The organism is Grimontia marina (genome assembly GCF_900060185.1).
Classification (GTDB): Bacteria; Pseudomonadota; Gammaproteobacteria; order Enterobacterales; family Vibrionaceae; genus Enterovibrio; species Enterovibrio marinus.
The window spans coordinates 19,211-35,302 of sequence record NZ_FIZY01000026.1 but is presented as its reverse complement, the minus strand read 5'-3'; the positions used below and the strand labels follow the sequence as shown (position 1 = coordinate 35,302).

Here is a 16,092-nt window from a genome sequence, read left to right as displayed (position 1 = left end):
CAATAAAAGTCAGGCAAGTCAGAGACCTGAAACGTAAGTTGGCTCGCGCAGGGGAGGATGAATGCGCATATTTTTGGAACTCGGATGGTTTTTCCGAATGGCGTGGAAACGCTATGTCGGCGCCATTGTGCTCTTATTTTTCGTCGCCGGTTTTGAACTGATCCCGCCGAAAGCCATTGGTTGGCTGGTGGACGGTGTCATGGCGGGCGATATCAGCAAAAAACAAATGTTTATCGCGCTTGGGGCGATCGTTGCGCTCTGGGTCGTGGTGTATTTCATGCGCGTTGTCTGGCGCGTGTGGCTGTTTGGCGCTGCGGCGCAACTCGGGACTGTGCTTCGTGACAAGCTCTATCAGCATTTTACCCGCCACGCACCGAGATTCTTTGAGCGCTACCGTACTGGCGATTTGATGGCGCGTTCCACCAATGATGTGAAGGCAGTGGTGATGACGGCCGGAGAAGGCGTGCTGACGCTTGCCGACTCAATGATCATGGGGATTGCGGTATTGATCGTGATGACCACCACCATCAGTTGGGAGCTGACCCTGTTGGCGCTTGCGCCCATGCCAGTGATGGCGATTATGGTGAACCGCTTCGGTAAACAGCTCCATCATAGGTTCAGCGCCTCACAGGCGGCCTTTTCATCACTGTCTGAAGAAACCCAGTCTTCTCTCAATGGTATTCGGATGATCCGCGCGTTTGGGTTGGAGTCTCAGCAAGTTGACCGCTTTAACGCGGTGGCGGATGACACGGGCGAAAAGAACATGGCCGTAGCAAAAGTTGATGCTATGTTTGACCCAGTGATCTTCCTGACCATTGGCACCTCGTTTTTCTGCTCTATTGCGGGTGGTGGTTACATGGTGGCAGACGGCACCTTAACCTTGGGTGAGCTGACCGCCTTTACCCTATATCAAGGCTTGATGATTTGGCCGATGCTGGCGGTTGCCTGGTTGTTTAACATCATCGAGCGCGGTTCTGCAGCGTGGAAGCGGATTAAAGCGTTGCTGGACGAAAAGCCGGATTTGGTTGATGGAGACAAAGCGTTACCAGCAGAACGCGAAACCCTGTCTATTGCGATTGATCAGTTCACTTGGCGCGGTCATGACATCCCCGCGCTTCGCGATGTGAATGTTGAATTAGCACCCGGAAAAATGCTGGGTGTGGCGGGGCCCGTGGGCAGCGGTAAAACCACCATTTTGTCTTTGATGCTTCGCTTGGAAGACCCTGTTCAGGGTCGCGTAAGCTACGGCGGCACAGCCCTTCGCGATTTCAAGCTGGGCGAGTGGCGCGGTAAGCTGGCCGTTGTTACGCAAGCGCCGTTTTTGTTTTCCCGCAGCATTGCCGACAACATTGCGCTCGGTAAGCCGGACGCAACACGTGAAGAAATCCGTGAAGCGGCAAAGCTTGCGTGTATTGATGAAGACATCATGCAATTCCCTGAAGGCTACGAAACGCTGGTGGGAGAAAAGGGTATTACGCTTTCCGGTGGTCAAAAACAGCGGATTTCTATTGCTCGTGCTTTGTTGCTGGATGCGGAAATTCTGGTTTTGGATGATGCCTTATCAGCGGTGGATGGCCGCACGGAGCACCACATTCTCAAAAATCTTCACGACCGCGCACAGCATCAGACCACCGTGGTGATTGCACACCGTTTGTCGGCACTGGAATCGGCCGATGAGATCATCGTGTTGCAAAAGGGGCATATTGAAGAGCGTGGCAAGCACAAAGCCTTGGTGAATGCCAACGGCTGGTATGCAGAGATGCAGCGCTATCAGCAACTGGAACAGGCATTGGAGGAGGCGCTGTGAGTAAACGTGAAACCTTAAAACGCCTGCTGAGTTACCTGCTTAATGACAAAGCCGGTTTTGCGGTGGCGGCTATATTCCTGCTGTTTGCCGTGGTGGCCGATGTCAGCGGCCCGTGGTTGATTCGAATTTTCCTCGATGATTATGTTGCCCAGGATTATTACCCACCGAACGTCCTTTGGGGGCTGGCCTTAGCCTATATTGCGGTTACGGTACTCTCAGGTCTGTTGCACTACGCCTATGGGATCAGGTTTAGCCGTATCGCGATTGAAATCGTTCAAACCATTCGCAAGCGTGTATATGCCAGCATCATCAACCAGCCCTTGTCTGCCTTTGATTATGTGCCAGCGGGTAAATTGGTCTCGCGCGTGACGAACGATACCGAATCGCTGAAAGAGCTTTACGTGCAAGTGGTCGCGAGTTTCCTGCAAGCGACGGCGCTGATCATCGCCATGCTGACGGGCATGTACTTGTTGAGCCCGACACTCACAGTTGTGGTGGCGATTCTTATCCCCTCTGTGGTTTTGGTGATGTACTACTACCAACGTCGCTCGTCGTCAGCGTATCGCGATTCGCGTGATTTGCTGACCGACATTAACAGTGTGATGAGCGAATCTATTCAGGGCATGAGCCTCGTTCAGTTGATGGGGCAGGAGCAGCGTTTTTCAGCGCGCTTTGCCGATTTGACCGAGCGACACTTCAACACCGAAGTACGCATCGTGAAAATCAACGGCATTTACCTTCGCCCGCTGATCGATTTGATGTCCGGTGTGGCACTTATCTCGCTAGCTGCGCTGTTTGGCTGGCACGGGAATGAGTTGATTGGTGTGGGCGTGCTTTACGCCTTTATCAGCTATTTGGGGCGTGTCACTGAGCCGCTGATAGAACTGATGCAGCGTTTGTCCTTGTTGCAGCAGGCTATTATGGCGGGTGAGCGTTTGTTCGAGCTGATGGATGCTAAACAGCATGTTTATGGTGATGATGACCGCGCCATTCAATCCGGCACTATTGATATTGAAGGGCTTAACTTCAGTTACGATGGCAAAACTCAGGTGCTGACCGATGTGAATGTCTCGGTCAAAGAGGGCGGGTTCTTAGCCTTGGTTGGTCATACCGGCAGCGGTAAGAGTACGCTCGCTTCCTTGTTGATGGGCTTTTATCCGGTGCAAAAGGGCACGTTGAAACTGGGTGGCAGAGAACTCTCGACCCTGACCCAAAACGCGCTCCGCTCTGGCATTGCCATGGTTCAGCAAGACCCGCATGTGCTGTCTGATACCTTCCGAGCCAACGTGAGCCTTGGCCGTGATATTTCAGATGAAGCGATTTGGCAGGCGTTGGAACAGGTCGATATGGCGGACTATGTGAAGCACTTGCCGTCGGGTCTGGATACTGCGATTGGTACTGGTGATATTACGCTTTCTGCGGGTCAGAAGCAGTTGCTGGCGCTGGCGCGCGTGCTGGTGGATAAGCCGCGTATCCTGATTTTGGATGAAGCGACCGCCAACATTGACTCCGGCACTGAAGAACGTGTGCAGCAAGCACTGGCAGCACTGCGAAATACCATGACGATTGTGGTGATTGCGCACCGTCTTTCTACCATTGCTGATGCCGACAACATTCTGGTACTGCATCGTGGGCATGTGGAAGAGCAGGGTAACCATCAGCAGCTTTTAGCGAACAAAGGCCGCTACTGGCAGATGTACGAGCTGCAGCAAACCCGAGCACATCTGGAAGAGCTGGAGCAAATTGCTTGCGGTGAGACAGAAACACACGAAGGGATCGCCTAAGCTAAAGGCTGTTCAACACCAGGCGGGGAGAGCATGGAAAGCATCATCGATATCTGGACATCTAATCCGACAGAAAAAGGGACCGCCTATGTGGTGCCTGACGGCTGCCGTGATGTGATTGTGACGGAAATCGAGGGTGTACAGCAGGTGCATGTCTCCCCGCTGTTTGAAACCACTATCGCTGTTGATATAACGCCAAACGCAAAAATGACAGGCTATCGCTTAGCGCCGGGAACATGGGTGGATGAAAGCCAATTGATGGCCGCTATTGGAAAAGACACCCATGATCTTTTCGATAAGATTGCTGCCTTTTCACGTCGCTGTAGCAATGTCGATGAAGCGCTTTTCAGCCTAGGCGAGCGGTTGGGTTCTGTGGCTGATATTGCGCGCTCGCTTGGTGTCAGTGAGAGAACCTTGCAAAGGCACCTTCTCAAACGGAGCGGTAAGTCGCCTTTGTTCTGGGTTCAATTGGCAAGGGCAAGACAAAGTGCCCGTGCCATTGCCGAAGGTGCACCCTTGATTGATACTGCCTTTGAATTTGGCTATGCCGATCAGGCGCACTTCAGCCGCGAAATTAAACGCTGGTTTGGCGTGACACCAAGTGAATTAAAACTCAGAAAAGATCTTACCGAACAGCTTTACGTTCCCGGTTATTAAGCGGCCACTGGCGTACAAATCTCTACCAGATAGCCATTCAAATCGCGCACGTAAGCGATGGTCTGTCCCCACGGCATATGTTCGGTTCCTTGCACTAACTCGGCACCGGCTTTCAGTGCAGTCACAAGGTTTCCTGCTACATCATGGGTTTCGAAGGCGATTTCAAAATTCGGTGATTGCACATTCCCCGAGCTTGGGTGCTTACCGAGTGATGTCATGAGCTCAAGCGATGAAAAGGCGAGTTTAGTGTCGCCAGTGTTCAGCTCTCCATAATCACCGCTCTCATGCAAAAAGGCGCGATCCAGCCCGAAGGCTTCCTCATAAAATGCCAATGTTTGTTCAACGTTTTCTGCGTACATAATGGTGTATCGAAATTTCATGATTCCGGCTCCTTGGTGGTGTTTATTCCATTCTGGCTCTTGGTGGGAAAGGAGTCTTGAAGATTTCCGACAGCCTAAAAGGGAAGATATGCCTCGTAACTTCCTGTGTGATTAATATCCCGAAATTTCAACGTATTGAGAGGTTGGTCGACAGTCATCATTTGGTCATTCCCGTGGAACATAAACGTCACCCGACAGAAACCGAACTGTCATTTTTTCAACCTACCTTAGCCCCCGCTTTTTCTTTATTGGGCAAGAAAGCCCCTCAAATACAATAAGGTAGTAAGAAATGAAATACGCGACGTTAACCTCGGCACTGCTTGTTGCACTGGCTTCAACTTCATCTTTTGCAGCGACCGTTTATGACAACGATGGCACTACCCTGAAAGTCGGCGGCCGTGCTGAAGCACGCTTCAATGTGTCGGACAACAACGAGAGCGCAGAAGACAGCTCATTCAAAGACAAATCCCGAGCGCGCGTTAACCTAAAAGGCAAAACAGAAATCTCTGACGGCTTCTACGGTTTTGGTAAATACGAAGCAGAGTTCAGCGATAGCGACAGCTTGAAGAACCGTTATTTCTTTGCTGGTTTCGGTACGTCTGCCGGTGAGTTTTCTTACGGTAAGCAAGACTCCGCGCAAGTTCAGCTGACAGACATTACTGACGTAATGGCAACCTTTGGTGGTGATGCGGCAGACCTGGTTTCAGGCAACAAAGACAAGCGTGATAACAACTTCCTTTACGCGGGTGAATTTGATTCTCTGTCTATCCAAGCTAACTACATCGCGGCAGATGAAAAAGACGCTGACAGCTACGGAATCTCAGCGCTGTACGGTTTTGGTGTAGTAAGCCTCGGTGCTGGCTACGTCTCTCAGGATGCAGGCACTGACAGCGATGACCAAATCAACCTGGCCGCTGAATACTCACAAAACGGTTTCACGCTGGGTGCACTTTACACGATCGGTTCAAAGAGCAACGAGGACTACACCGGCTACGAGCTGGCAGCGCAATATAAAGCAACCAAGAAACTGAAACTGGTCGCTGTTTATAACTTCGCTGAGTTCGATAAGGCTGACACTGAAGAAGCCAACAACTTTGCGGCGGAAGCAGTTTACAAATTCAACGGTAACTTCCGTGCATACGCGGGTTACAAGTTCGAAAGCCTGGATGGTAAAGACGACCAACTGCAAGCGGGTATGCGCTACGACTTCTAAGTTAGTCGCGGCCCTTAAGAAGAAGCCAGCCTCCGAGCTGGCTTTTTAGTGCCCGTTTTCTGAAACGCGACAACAGCAATGATTCCGCTTTGCCTATCTTTGGGGCATAAGACATCGCATGAGAGACTGAAGAATGTTCCGACGACTCGCAACGTTATTACTTCTATTCACTGTCAATTTGTACGCAGAAACAGATAGTGATCCTAACGGTATTCCGCCCATGGCATTACAGCCAGACCCCTACAATCAACCAGTATTGGAACCGGGAAGCCAAGCGGAATATGGGGGAGATGACTCAAGGAGTAATGAGGAGAAACTGCTGCAACTCGAAAGCAATAGCGATGCAATTTCACCGCAGATAGCAGAAGAAAACCAAGAGTTAGAATCTCTACCAAAATAGTGCTCCCCGAAAACACAGGGAGCAAATTGGCAACTAGCGCTGACTTTTGCGCATTAAACCTTCCTGAACCGCGGATGCAACCAGCTCGCCTTTCTGATTGTAGATCTCACCGCGGACCAAGCCACGTGAATCACTGGCTGAAGGGCTATTTATCGCGAACAGTAGCCATTCATCCATACGGAATTCACGGTGGAACCACATCGCATGGTCAATGGTCGCCATTTTGAACCCTGGAGACATCAAGGTCACGCCGTGCGGCTGCAATGCAGTCACCAGAAAGCCCCAGTCAGATGCATACGCCAACAGGTATTGGTGGACACGGGGGTCATCAATCATCTTGCCATTGGCTCGGATCCAGAGGTACTGCTTGGCTTCGAGTTTTTCCGGCGCGAGCGGATTCACCACCACGACAGGGCGAACCTCAATCGGACGTTCCCTTCCAAAGGTTTCAGTCACCTTCTTTGGAAGGTGCTCGGCAATGGACTCCACTAACTCTTGCTCCGACATCAACCCTTCTGGTCCCGGCACTTGCGGCATAGCAAACTGATGATCAAATCCGGGCTCATTCATGTGGTAAGAGGCGGTAAGGTAGAAAATCGGTTTACCATACTGCACGGCTTTCACGCGGCGGGTACTGAAGCTTTGCCCGTCGCGAAGGTTTTCCACGTCATAGACAATGGGCTTTTCAGGGTCGCCGGGGCGAAGGAAGTAACTATGGAAGGAGTGAACAAAGCGGTCACCCGCTACCGTGGCTTTGGCAGCAGAAAGTGCTTGTCCTATTACTTGACCACCATAAACCTGTGGCAGTCCAAGGTTCTCGCTCTGCCCACGATAGAGGCCTTCCTCTATTTTTTCGAGCTTAAGCAAAGCCAGTAGTTCTTCCAATTTCGTACTCATAAATCCCCTTTAAGCCGGTCTTATTGCTCATTGTTTTGACAGAAAAATGACAGATTGCACTTATGATGTCGTTTATTTCGAACTTATTCAGCATGTATGCTCTCTAACGTTGCGAGGCGGCTCATTACGCTGCCCTGCGTGACAACCATCGGATGTTAAAAGGTGTGATCTCAAATCCACATTTTCCCAGTGGTTGAATATGCAACGGTGATACACTTGTTGTTATTTTTATCAGTATTTTAGATGCTTGCGTTACTGGGAGTTTTACCATGAAGAAGGCCTTTTTTGGATTTTTTGCTGCGTTGACGGCATTGGCGTTTACCGCATGTACAGACATCATAAAGGGCCAAGACATGGCAACAGTGACAGGTGAAGTTTACTACTTACAGCGTATTGCGTTGCCTGAAAACGCAAAATTGACGGTGACATTGGCGGATGTGTCCTTGGCAGACGCGCCGATGGATGTGATTAGCAGCCAGTCTTACATGACTGAAGGCCGTCAGGTCCCATTACCATTTTCGCTGACTTACTCACCTTCAGAGATTAAACCGGGCCACACCTACAACGTGAGCGCGCGCATTGAAGTCGACGGCCAACTGATTTTTATCAGTGATACAGCCACCCACGTGATTAACGACCCCGCGAAAACCCAGAATGTAGAAGTGCAGGTAGTAAGCGCTGTACGTTAATTGCCACTAGGCAGGTTCTCCATCCCATTTAAAACGGCGCAATGATACTGCGCCGTTTTCTTTGACTTCCACCCCGTCATCCAGCAGCTTTTCACGCTGTCTGACGAAGCTCTCGCCCTTCAGCGAAATCATTCCACTTGAGTTGATCACCCGAAACCAAGGTAGCTTGGAATCCTTCGGCAGCGAGCCAAGAAGCTTGCCGACATGGCGCGCGTGACGGGGAAACCCTGCTAATTTTGCGACATCACCGTAAGTTGTTACTTTTCCAGAGGGTATTTGGATAAGTACTGCATAGATTTGGTCATCAAAATTGGGCATATTGAAACAGACGGAGAAATTATAATTAGAAACATCATACCTCACCTGACTACAAATACATCAAACAAGGAATGAGGTATCACTGTCGGCATGAAGCGCAGGAGGTGCTATATGTGGTATGCGACGACATTAATGGTGACAGCAGCAGTCATGGTCATGGGCGCTGCACTTTCTTCTGCCTTTGCTGAAGGCGATATCCCCCTGCTTGCTTTTGCCATTCCCGCTCTCTTTTTTGCAGGTTCCGGCGGCGTCACCGTTTGGATTCTTGCCTCCGGCCTGATTGGCTTCGGCGCCATGATGCCTTACCAACCCGTTGCCATTTCTCTCAGCCTTTGGATGATCCTTCCCGCACTGGTGCTTATCACCGGAGAGCGCCGTAACTGGCAGGTCTCGCTATTGGTGATCTCCGTGGTAATTGCCATGGAATGCGGCGTGCTTGCCCTGCAAGGGGACGAGAAGCTCGGTGGTGCCATCAGCTACACCCTGATGCAGATCTTCTGCGTGATTATGGTTTGGGTCGCGACTTACTTCTGGAAGCCAGTGAAGAAAATCAGCTGGTGGCCTGTGGCACTGATTATCGCGCTATTGGCAGGCGGACAAACCCAAGGTGCCATGTTCGCCTTCTGCGGCAGTATGCTGGTGCTGGCGCTTCAGGAACTCCAACGCATCGGTGGTGAACAGCGCGGCGATAAACTCTGCGTGATTTTGCCAGCCATTGCCTTTGCCACTATTGTCGTCTTCCCGCAATTCTCAGTGCCAAACCCGGTGTTTGTCGCCTGGTTGTTGTCTCTGACCATTGCTTGGCTCGGCGATTACCTTCTCCACACAGAAAACGAGGAAGAGTAGGGCGGGTAAATTCTCACCACTTGGTTGCTGAAAGCCAGATAACCCCTTGCATTGGGCGTAGCCATCCCACATAATGCGCTCGAACCAACGGTTTCTTTCTCAAGAGATTTTTGGTGTATCAAATCTATGGAGGCCCCCTTGGTCCTCCCGCAACACTAACTTGTGTACTGGGTCAGGTCCGGAAGGAAGCAGCCCGCGCTTGGGACGTGTGTGCCGGGATGTGGCTGAGGGGGCTTCCACCCATCTTGTGGATGGCAGAAGTAAATGATATTTCTGCAGTAGAAAATGATATTTCTGCAGTAGAAATGTAGCCCGCCGCGCGAAATGAAAAATGAAACCGCTTAATCTGGAATGTAAATCGAATACCAAATTAAGCGGTTTATTCAGCTTTTCTTTAAACGGGTTTTAAATCGCCTTTAACTCTTGCTTATGCTTCAACCCAGCCCACGCTAAACGCCAACACATCATCAAACTCGGCAATTTGGTCTAAGTCTCGCTTCATGGCTCGCTGTCTGTCGTGGATCATAAAACCTTGAAGGTTAATGGCGGCTTTAACTTGTTTTAACGCTTCTATCGTCATGCCTTGATGATCGACATTATTGGCATCAGTCCAATAAGGCGGCATCGAGTCAGACAGTATCGTTGAATCAATCCTCAAACGTGCTTCAGGCCCTGCGTCCCATTCAATACCATTTGCAGTGACGGTCGTGCCTGAGTCATTTTCCAGTGATGCGCGCCAGGCGTTGATCTCTTCTCGCTTTGCTTGCTTAGCGCGGTCAATGCTCTGCACCCAACCTTCTGCGGTGTATTCGTGGTATGGGGTAGGAGGTTCATCAAACGTCCATCCCTCTTTTATTGGGCCTATATCATCGACGTAATCAGTATGTCTGCATTCTGCTTTGTTATAAATCAGCGTATCCCTGTGGTCTTCGATTTGCTGCCAGCTGCCGTCCACTAGTCTTTGTATATAGCCTTCTTCAGTCTCGGGTGGACGTTCCCAGGTGCAGGATTCAGGCAATTCAAAATAGGTTTCTGACACGACATATTCATTGGCCCATTCATCCCAAAAAGACTCGCCAACCTTAATATCAAATATCTTCCACTGCTCACCATCATGTCGCACGGCCTGTTTGAGTGGGTCATGTGCTGGTGGCGGGGTTTCAATCATGCCTTTTGGTACAGCGCCATCAGGCGAGCCCACGATATAGTGCTGACCATTCTCTGAAAAGTAAGGTGTGAATGTCATGTCTTTGATTTCATCAGACCAGACACCTTTTTCTCTGTCGAAGCGTGCGATTAACCCTACTTCTGAGGGCGTGTAAATTGACTCGGTATAGTCATCACCGAGCGCTGTACCTTTGGCCACATGTTCTTGCTTGTTACCAAGCCACCACCCTTCGTCAGTGATTTGAGATACGTTTAAGGTGACAGATTGCGATTGAATGCTATTCATTAGGCCATCCTAGTAATCCAATTAACTTTGTAGTGATCAATGGTGTTTTTGACCATGCCAAATAGGGCAACTTGAAGAGCGTGGCCATGCGCCCCAATGTAGGTGTCGTGGAAATGATCAGGGGCTTCGCTTGAATAAAGAACATTCGAATGACTGCCGCCAGCCGCATCTGCATTATGGTATGAGCTGGTATATCCCCCCTGATAACCGCCTCTCGAATAGTGACGGTGTCGTCCGTTAGATGTTGATCGCTTCGTTCCCAGATTCGTGGTTGAAACCTCTGAATTAGGGTGGCCGTGTTCTTTAACCTGACCTTCTTCGAAAACGCCTACTGTTTCGCCTTCTTCCTTACCGATGAGGCCGACCCCGCGTAAATCCAGTAGAACACCTGTTGGAAAAATGAGGGCTAATTGAGGGTTAGCGTCTTTGTCGAACGCTTGGCCTTTGAAGATGGCATGTCCATTGGGAGCCGTATCGGTAAACCAGGGCATCGGAGACCCTACAGGCACTGCAGTTATCTGTATAAGTGCGGCGAGATGATTGAAGCTATCAGGGTTAAAGGCCACACCAGATACTGCCAGTGCATTTTGAAACTCGCGAATGACAGCATTAAACCAGTCGGCCCCCGGATAGCTTGGCGCGTCGTCATCATTGCTTTCACTGAAGTAGCCGCCAATCCCTTCACGTGATTTGATAGCGGGTATCTGTTCGACCTGAGAGCCATTATTGAGCAAATGCATTATTGATTACCTTCATAGACAAATTCGTAATATTTCCCGCCGAGCTTGAATTGCTTGAGGGTGCATTCCAGAGTGTTGGCATCGCCTTCGTCTGTGCCATGCACGCGGATACGCAAAAGGTGACGGTACTTTTCTTCATAGAGGGGATAGGTGCAGCCTCGAAGGCAATGATGCGGAAAGTGTTCTTCGACCGTAATCTGAAAGCCTAAATCTGCACCGCGTTGTTCGATGTTCCACGCTTGCAAACGGCCTTTTCGTTGGTCTTTTTCAACGGCAGCGGCTTGGCGCTCTGTTGTTTGTTGTTGCGGTGCGCCGCACTCGGGTAAACCCAAATACTGTTCATATTCGTCGAGTAGTTCACGCGCATTGGCGGGTGTCATTTCTTGTTGGAGCGCATCCGCTTGGGCATCAATGTCGGCCAGTTGTTTGGCCAGTGCGCGAAGCAGTTTGGTTTGATTCGCCTCATCATCACGCGGCCAAGCAAGGCCCTGTGGCATCAGCTGCTGCAGGACATCAAGCCAAGCCTCTGTCGATTGGGCGGCGGTTACTCTATCCACTGCGGCACCTCAAAGGTGATGAGCTCATTGCTTTGGCTGATGATGTCGCTGGCAAGTGGGGTGGCGTAATCCATCACGCCCGATGCGGTGCCAATGGCCGTGCGTACTTGTGACAGTAAAATGCGGCTACCAGGGCTTGCGAATTGGCGCTCTAATTGGGTGAGTTGTGCGATGACGGCGGCGCGGGTCTCTGCAGTGTCGGGGGTGAGTGTGATGGCCAATTGAACGGGCTTTATACGTAGCGTAAACAACACGGTTTCAATGCCAGCAGGGCGGCCCACCTCCACGCCCGTTGCAGGGTCGCTATGACGATAGATGTAGTCTTTTACTTCTTGGATTTTTGCAGCAGACGGCAAGAGGTCATCATTACCATCACAGACAAAGGTCAGGCCCACGGTGCTACCACCTTGCCAGGCATCGTATGCCCAAGCGCGGGTCACGCTCGGCACTTCGGTCGCCCAAGCTCTGTAATCATGCAGTGCACCACCCATGGGCGGATATTGTTTGCGAAACCACAAACGACGGAGCAGTTCAGTAATGGGTTCAATGTCTACGCCCCCTTCAAGAGTGCGCACGGTGGCTTGGTTATGAATGCCTGGCACGGGACTGACGAGCGTGAGCACGTCACCTGCATTAAGGTTGCCCGCTTTCCCTGCCAGTTCGGCTTCAATTGCAGCGATGATGATCCCGTTGTCGGGCAAGGTGGCGAAGGTCACGAGATAGCGTGAACCGTTGGCGGCGGTGAGCACCGAATCAAGCGGCAATTGCGCGTTATCAGACACCGTAAAAGTGGCATGCCCTTTGGCCTTTTGTGGCAGCTTGCGCGGCACGCCTTCATAAGCGGCGCGGGTTTCAATGGTGCTGTCGTCGCTTTCGGCGGTCGGCACAATTTGTTTGGCCAGCCACTGCAGTTGGTCATGCAAATCACGCTTGGCCGCGCCCACGGAAAACGCGATGGCGCGCTCTGAACAGACCACGGGTAAATGGGCATTAAGGCCAAGCTCAAGCGAGATATCGCCTTCGATTTGTTGAATAGATTCGGCAAGTGTTGGCGGGTTATAAGGCATGTGACACCTCACCGCGTAACGTGTGCGCCGCCCAACGAAGGCTGATGCCATAACGCATCACCGTGTCGTCGGGTTTGGTGATGGTGATATCTAGGCGCAAGCGCTCGCGGCCTTGACGTGATGCCGTGACGCGGTAGCGTTTGGCTATCCCTTTGAGCAGCGGCACTAGGGCTTCACTGGCGTAATCTTCTGCGCGCTGCAGTGTGGTTGTGGTGAGCTTTTCGCGGGCAAGCAGCCAAAGGCGAGAGCCCCAGGGTGACGCGGCAAAGCTGTCACCAGGCCAGCCACGACGGTCGGTTGTGCCAGCAGGTAAAGCGTCGCTGTCTTTGGCGCGTGCATCCGTCATCAACATCATGAAGACCAGCGAGTTGAGGCCATCGTCTTCTGCCAGTTTGCCGTCTTCGATGCTGTGGTCTGCGCCGTTCTGGTGCCAATAAGTACCAATCATTGTGGGTCGTCCGTTAGGTTGTCTTTACCGTTTTCTTTGTGTTTGTGGCTCTCCGCTTTGACGCCTTTAAAGGTGCCGCCTTGCTCACCGATGACGTGACCTGTTACATGGCAATTACCTCCGATTTCAACGTTGTTAGAAAAGCGTGCTGTAGGGGTCGTTATAACAACCGATTCAGTGGCGGTGATATTTACCTGTTTCACTGAAATGTTCAGGGTATCTGCGCTAAGCTCGCCCGTTTTATCTCGGGTCAGTTTCAAAAAATGGCCCTCTGCGTGATACAGCGCGCTATCCCCTGGCTGCAGGTCTTTCAGTCTTACGCCTTTGTCTTCGGCGCAGATAACAATGAGGTTCGAACGGTTACCGTTCAGGGCCAGAGTGATGGCTTCTGAGCCTGTTGGCGGCACACTGGTGTGGCCATAGTTTTGCCAGCGTTCAATGTCGCTGTCGGTTTCGCCTGCCAAGGTTTGGATTTGAAGCTGTTGGCGTTGGGTGCTATCGCTCACGATACGCAGCACGGCGCGATCAACCATTAACTGTAATCGGCGTTTAACGGGCATTAAAAGGCGGTTGAACGCGGTTACCATGCAGCCACCTGCTTAGTGTCTTTGGCGGTTTCGATGGGAATATCCATCGCGTTGGGGGGCACTAAACCGAGCACCGTGGTGCGGCCTTGGTCGTCTTCGAGTCGGGTCAGTGAGGCGATGAGCAACACGTCATCGATCCCTTGAATGGGGTCGAGCACTTTGATGCGGCGGTTCAGTGGCCAGAGCATTCCATTGGGCATGCGCCAGCCTTGTACGGTGATTTCAGTGGTGGTGGCATGTGCCAGCGCGCGTTGCTTTTGCCACTGGCCTCGACGGCTTGCGCCATCAGCGGTGAAGACCTCTTCCGAGAGAATGATTTTCGGGCGATAGCGCGTGATGTCGTTGTCATTGACTGACACGGATTGGCCGCCGACACGGGCGGGGCTTTGTGCATCAAACGCGGCACCATTGCCGACGCCTTTGATGATGTACTGACTGAAACGCTCTGATTCACTAAAGCGGCCCCGCGCGGCCAAGATGTTTTGTCCGAGCACCAAGGCGGTGTGCAGCTGTATGTCACTGGCGCGGGCGATCACCAAGTTGCCGTTCGCGTTGCTGGTAAGCAACACTCCCCGTTGACGGGCCAAGCGCTCTAGCAGTTCAAAGGGCGATTCGCCTTGCTCAAGTCGGACAGTGGTGAACGGCCCACCAATGTCGGTTTGCACCTCCACCGCAATACCATAAGGGCGGCAGATTTCATCAGCGAGGGTGGCCAGCGTGACGTGTTTCCATTCCCCCGATGGGTGAACCAATGACGACTCGACCAGATCTTTGGTTTTGCACCGTGCGGTGATGTGGTAGCTGAGCGTGTTGGCGTCATAGCTTGGTACGCGTTCGGCGATGTAGCCCGTGGCAACTTTGTCCTCTCCGATGAACACCTCCACGGCCATGCCTTCACGAAGGGGCAGCGCCTCGGCATCTTGCCAACTGCGGGTGATGCTGAATTGATGCTCACCCGTCACCGCCGATAAGGCGCGGGTCGTGCTGACTTGCTTCCAGCCTTGCCAGACGCGGCCCCCGATTTTCAATGACACCTTATCCATTGCTGTTCTCCAACACATCTACATTGCCCGTTACAAACGCGGGGCGAGACAGGCGATTGCGTTTGACGATGTCATCACGTTGCTGTGCGTCTCCTGTGATGTGATAGGCGAGCAAAGCCGAGGGAATAGGGCGCTCAATCGAGACGGTGCGCATTCTCGGTAATTGGCGTGCGCGGGTTTTGATGTCCTCGACCACGGAAAGGCGCAAAGCCCTCAGTGTTCGCCAGCCATCGCGGTTGCCATCCTCCACGGCGCGGGCAGCTTGGGTCGCCAGTGACGTTGTCATCGAGGTGGCCGCTTGCTCGGCTTGTTGGCTGTCGGTCAGTTCACCGTTGGCAATGGCATTGGCTTTGCCTGTCACGACGGCGGTGAGCATCAAATCGAGTGCAGTTAGCTGTTGAGCCTGTTCGGGTGTTGTCGCAGAGCGGGTAGGGCTCAGCGCTTCGCGTTCTCCCTGCCAGCGCTGTGCCAGTTGATCGTAAATACTGAGTGACAAGGGCAACTCTGTGACCAGGTCTTTCACGCGAAAAAGAAGATCCGTGATGTCCCTGGCTTGTTGCCCTGGGTAGGTTAATCCGCGCGTGACCGAGGATTTAACGCGGCCCAGCCTGTTCACCCATTCGCCCGTTTGCTCCGGCAGCCCTGGTAAGTTGTTCACCGTGTTATCGAGGCTGTCGAGCAATCCATCAAGATGGTCGGCCATCGATGTCGCTTGCTCGGGTGTCAGTGCTTCGGTCACTTGGGCAAAGCGCTCACATTGCGCGTCATTGGCGGCTTTTGCTTGCTCGGTGACTGCTTGCTGCGTGTCGAGTTGGTCTGCAGGGAATAGCCGATCACTGACCGCGAAAATCTGAAACGACAGGCGGCAGATATCGCGCTCGTTGTTATCGAAATCGTAATTTACGTCGCCAACTTGTACCTGACGAATGCCCCAATAGGGATGCACCAGCTCACCTGGCCCGGCGACGTTTAAGGCATCAAGCAATTGCTGGCACTGGGTTTGCGCGGTGGGGCCGACCAGGACGGCTTTGATGGTTTCGACATTGAGCGCGCCGCCGTTGTCTTCTGGCCAGCCTAGGTTGCTCTTGGGGTATTCATGGGGCACGGTGCGGCGGCCTGTTTTGCCGCGCACTGTGTTCAGTAGAAAAGGAACGCCACGAAAGGCGGCGTCACGTCGGTCTTGCCATTGTGCTTGCATCTCGCCCC

The 16,092-nt window shown here is 52.2% G+C and carries 18 protein-coding genes and 1 other RNA gene; 8 read left to right on the top strand and 11 right to left on the bottom strand.

Features of this window, described 5'->3' with window-relative positions; all coding sequences use genetic code 11:
* Window positions 1–61: 61 nt before the first annotated feature.
* Genes GMA8713_RS14165 through GMA8713_RS14155 form a run of 3 tightly spaced genes read left to right on the top strand, consistent with a single transcriptional unit; the run spans window position 62 to window position 4,248 of the window.
* The gene (locus GMA8713_RS14165; protein ID WP_062711046.1) at window positions 62–1,807 is read left to right on the top strand and encodes a SmdA family multidrug ABC transporter permease/ATP-binding protein; all 1,746 of its coding nucleotides are present in this window, start codon (window positions 62–64) and stop codon (window positions 1,805–1,807) included.
* Window positions 1,804–3,591: an ABC transporter transmembrane domain-containing protein gene (locus GMA8713_RS14160; RefSeq protein ID WP_062711043.1), complete on the top strand. Its 1,788-nt coding sequence runs from the start codon at window positions 1,804–1,806 to the stop codon at window positions 3,589–3,591. The genes GMA8713_RS14165 and GMA8713_RS14160 overlap by 4 nt, the downstream gene beginning before the upstream one ends.
* Before the next feature lie 33 nt (window positions 3,592–3,624).
* Complete coding sequence (locus GMA8713_RS14155) at window positions 3,625–4,248, top strand: helix-turn-helix domain-containing protein (RefSeq protein WP_062711040.1); 624 nt, start codon at window positions 3,625–3,627, stop codon at window positions 4,246–4,248.
* Here the strand turns inward: GMA8713_RS14155 and GMA8713_RS14150 are convergent.
* Entirely contained in the window at window positions 4,245–4,628 is a 384-nt protein-coding gene (locus GMA8713_RS14150; protein ID WP_062711036.1) for a VOC family protein, read from the bottom strand. The genes GMA8713_RS14155 and GMA8713_RS14150 overlap by 4 nt on opposite strands.
* Window positions 4,629–4,917: 289 nt before the next feature.
* On the opposite strand from GMA8713_RS14150, the gene GMA8713_RS14145 reads away from it, so the two are divergent.
* The gene (locus tag GMA8713_RS14145) at window positions 4,918–5,841 is read left to right on the top strand and encodes a porin (RefSeq protein WP_062711033.1); all 924 of its coding nucleotides are present in this window, start codon (window positions 4,918–4,920) and stop codon (window positions 5,839–5,841) included.
* 220 nt (window positions 5,842–6,061) lie between these two features.
* Entirely contained in the window at window positions 6,062–6,241 is a 180-nt protein-coding gene (locus tag GMA8713_RS14140; protein WP_157515620.1) for a hypothetical protein, read from the top strand.
* Between the two features lie 33 nt (window positions 6,242–6,274).
* Here GMA8713_RS14140 and tesB read toward each other — a convergent pair whose 3' ends face one another.
* Window positions 6,275–7,138, bottom strand: coding sequence for an acyl-CoA thioesterase II (tesB, locus tag GMA8713_RS14135; protein ID WP_062711027.1), 864 nt, complete (start codon window positions 7,136–7,138; stop codon window positions 6,275–6,277).
* 269 nt (window positions 7,139–7,407) lie between these two features.
* Between tesB and GMA8713_RS14130 the strand changes: the two genes are divergently transcribed.
* On the top strand, window positions 7,408–7,827 hold the full coding sequence (locus GMA8713_RS14130; protein ID WP_062711024.1) for a YbaY family lipoprotein: 420 nt from the start codon (window positions 7,408–7,410) through the stop codon (window positions 7,825–7,827).
* A 6-nt stretch (window positions 7,828–7,833) separates the two neighbouring features.
* Here GMA8713_RS14130 and GMA8713_RS14125 read toward each other — a convergent pair whose 3' ends face one another.
* Window positions 7,834–8,145 (bottom strand): MGMT family protein, encoded by a 312-nt coding sequence (locus GMA8713_RS14125; protein WP_062711010.1) that lies wholly within the window; start codon window positions 8,143–8,145, stop codon window positions 7,834–7,836.
* Between the two features lie 111 nt (window positions 8,146–8,256).
* On the opposite strand from GMA8713_RS14125, the gene GMA8713_RS14120 reads away from it, so the two are divergent.
* Together GMA8713_RS14120 and ffs are read left to right on the top strand one after the other, a co-directional pair.
* Window positions 8,257–8,991 carry a VP0952 family biofilm-associated protein gene (locus GMA8713_RS14120; protein WP_062711007.1) on the top strand — a complete coding sequence of 245 codons (735 nt, stop codon included), beginning with the start codon at window positions 8,257–8,259 and terminating at the stop codon, window positions 8,989–8,991.
* Between the two features lie 136 nt (window positions 8,992–9,127).
* An RNA gene (ffs, locus tag GMA8713_RS14115) (signal recognition particle sRNA small type) lies at window positions 9,128–9,224 on the top strand.
* A 194-nt stretch (window positions 9,225–9,418) separates the two neighbouring features.
* Here the strand turns inward: ffs and GMA8713_RS14110 are convergent.
* From GMA8713_RS14110 to GMA8713_RS14075, 8 genes are read right to left on the bottom strand one after another with little or no spacing between them, the layout of a single operon-like run.
* Window positions 9,419–10,444, bottom strand: coding sequence for a DUF4376 domain-containing protein (locus GMA8713_RS14110; RefSeq protein WP_062711004.1), 1,026 nt, complete (start codon window positions 10,442–10,444; stop codon window positions 9,419–9,421).
* Window positions 10,444–11,184, bottom strand: coding sequence for a phage tail protein (locus GMA8713_RS14105; RefSeq protein WP_062711003.1), 741 nt, complete (start codon window positions 11,182–11,184; stop codon window positions 10,444–10,446). Before GMA8713_RS14105 ends, GMA8713_RS14110 begins: the two co-directional genes overlap by 1 nt.
* Window positions 11,184–11,741, bottom strand: coding sequence for a YmfQ family protein (locus GMA8713_RS14100; protein WP_232314444.1), 558 nt, complete (start codon window positions 11,739–11,741; stop codon window positions 11,184–11,186). The genes GMA8713_RS14105 and GMA8713_RS14100 overlap by 1 nt, the downstream gene beginning before the upstream one ends.
* Window positions 11,729–12,808 carry a baseplate J/gp47 family protein gene (locus tag GMA8713_RS14095; protein WP_062711000.1) on the bottom strand — a complete coding sequence of 360 codons (1,080 nt, stop codon included), beginning with the start codon at window positions 12,806–12,808 and terminating at the stop codon, window positions 11,729–11,731. The genes GMA8713_RS14100 and GMA8713_RS14095 overlap by 13 nt, the downstream gene beginning before the upstream one ends.
* Window positions 12,798–13,256, bottom strand: a complete 459-nt coding sequence (locus GMA8713_RS14090) for a phage GP46 family protein (protein WP_062710997.1) — start codon at window positions 13,254–13,256, stop codon at window positions 12,798–12,800. Before GMA8713_RS14090 ends, GMA8713_RS14095 begins: the two co-directional genes overlap by 11 nt.
* Window positions 13,253–13,843, bottom strand: a complete 591-nt coding sequence (locus GMA8713_RS14085) for a phage baseplate assembly protein V (RefSeq protein WP_062710994.1) — start codon at window positions 13,841–13,843, stop codon at window positions 13,253–13,255. Before GMA8713_RS14085 ends, GMA8713_RS14090 begins: the two co-directional genes overlap by 4 nt.
* Window positions 13,837–14,886 (bottom strand): phage baseplate assembly protein, encoded by a 1,050-nt coding sequence (locus GMA8713_RS14080; RefSeq protein ID WP_062710990.1) that lies wholly within the window; start codon window positions 14,884–14,886, stop codon window positions 13,837–13,839. Before GMA8713_RS14080 ends, GMA8713_RS14085 begins: the two co-directional genes overlap by 7 nt.
* Window positions 14,879–16,084 (bottom strand): DNA circularization protein, encoded by a 1,206-nt coding sequence (locus GMA8713_RS14075; RefSeq protein ID WP_062710987.1) that lies wholly within the window; start codon window positions 16,082–16,084, stop codon window positions 14,879–14,881. Before GMA8713_RS14075 ends, GMA8713_RS14080 begins: the two co-directional genes overlap by 8 nt.
* Between the last annotated feature and the right edge of the window lie 8 nt (window positions 16,085–16,092).

Excerpts from the sequence above, each read along its gene's own strand:
- GMA8713_RS14105 (WP_062711003.1), bottom strand. The coding sequence starts at position 11,184 with ATGCATTTGCTCAATAATGGCTCTCAGGTCGAACAGATACCCGCTATC.
- GMA8713_RS14080 (WP_062710990.1), bottom strand. The coding sequence starts at position 14,886 with ATGGATAAGGTGTCATTGAAAATCGGGGGCCGCGTCTGGCAAGGCTGG.
- GMA8713_RS14140 (WP_157515620.1), top strand. The coding sequence starts at position 6,062 with ATGGCATTACAGCCAGACCCCTACAATCAACCAGTATTGGAACCGGGA.
- GMA8713_RS14110 (WP_062711004.1), bottom strand. The coding sequence starts at position 10,444 with ATGAATAGCATTCAATCGCAATCTGTCACCTTAAACGTATCTCAAATC.
- GMA8713_RS14150 (WP_062711036.1), bottom strand. The coding sequence starts at position 4,628 with ATGAAATTTCGATACACCATTATGTACGCAGAAAACGTTGAACAAACA.
- GMA8713_RS14090 (WP_062710997.1), bottom strand. The coding sequence starts at position 13,256 with ATGATTGGTACTTATTGGCACCAGAACGGCGCAGACCACAGCATCGAA.
- GMA8713_RS14125 (WP_062711010.1), bottom strand. The coding sequence starts at position 8,145 with ATGCCCAATTTTGATGACCAAATCTATGCAGTACTTATCCAAATACCC.
- GMA8713_RS14165 (WP_062711046.1), top strand. The coding sequence starts at position 62 with ATGCGCATATTTTTGGAACTCGGATGGTTTTTCCGAATGGCGTGGAAA.
- tesB (WP_062711027.1), bottom strand. The coding sequence starts at position 7,138 with ATGAGTACGAAATTGGAAGAACTACTGGCTTTGCTTAAGCTCGAAAAA.
- GMA8713_RS14130 (WP_062711024.1), top strand. The coding sequence starts at position 7,408 with ATGAAGAAGGCCTTTTTTGGATTTTTTGCTGCGTTGACGGCATTGGCG.
- GMA8713_RS14085 (WP_062710994.1), bottom strand. The coding sequence starts at position 13,843 with ATGGTAACCGCGTTCAACCGCCTTTTAATGCCCGTTAAACGCCGATTA.
- GMA8713_RS14075 (WP_062710987.1), bottom strand. The coding sequence starts at position 16,084 with ATGCAAGCACAATGGCAAGACCGACGTGACGCCGCCTTTCGTGGCGTT.
- GMA8713_RS14145 (WP_062711033.1), top strand. The coding sequence starts at position 4,918 with ATGAAATACGCGACGTTAACCTCGGCACTGCTTGTTGCACTGGCTTCA.
- GMA8713_RS14155 (WP_062711040.1), top strand. The coding sequence starts at position 3,625 with ATGGAAAGCATCATCGATATCTGGACATCTAATCCGACAGAAAAAGGG.
- GMA8713_RS14095 (WP_062711000.1), bottom strand. The coding sequence starts at position 12,808 with ATGCCTTATAACCCGCCAACACTTGCCGAATCTATTCAACAAATCGAA.
- GMA8713_RS14120 (WP_062711007.1), top strand. The coding sequence starts at position 8,257 with ATGTGGTATGCGACGACATTAATGGTGACAGCAGCAGTCATGGTCATG.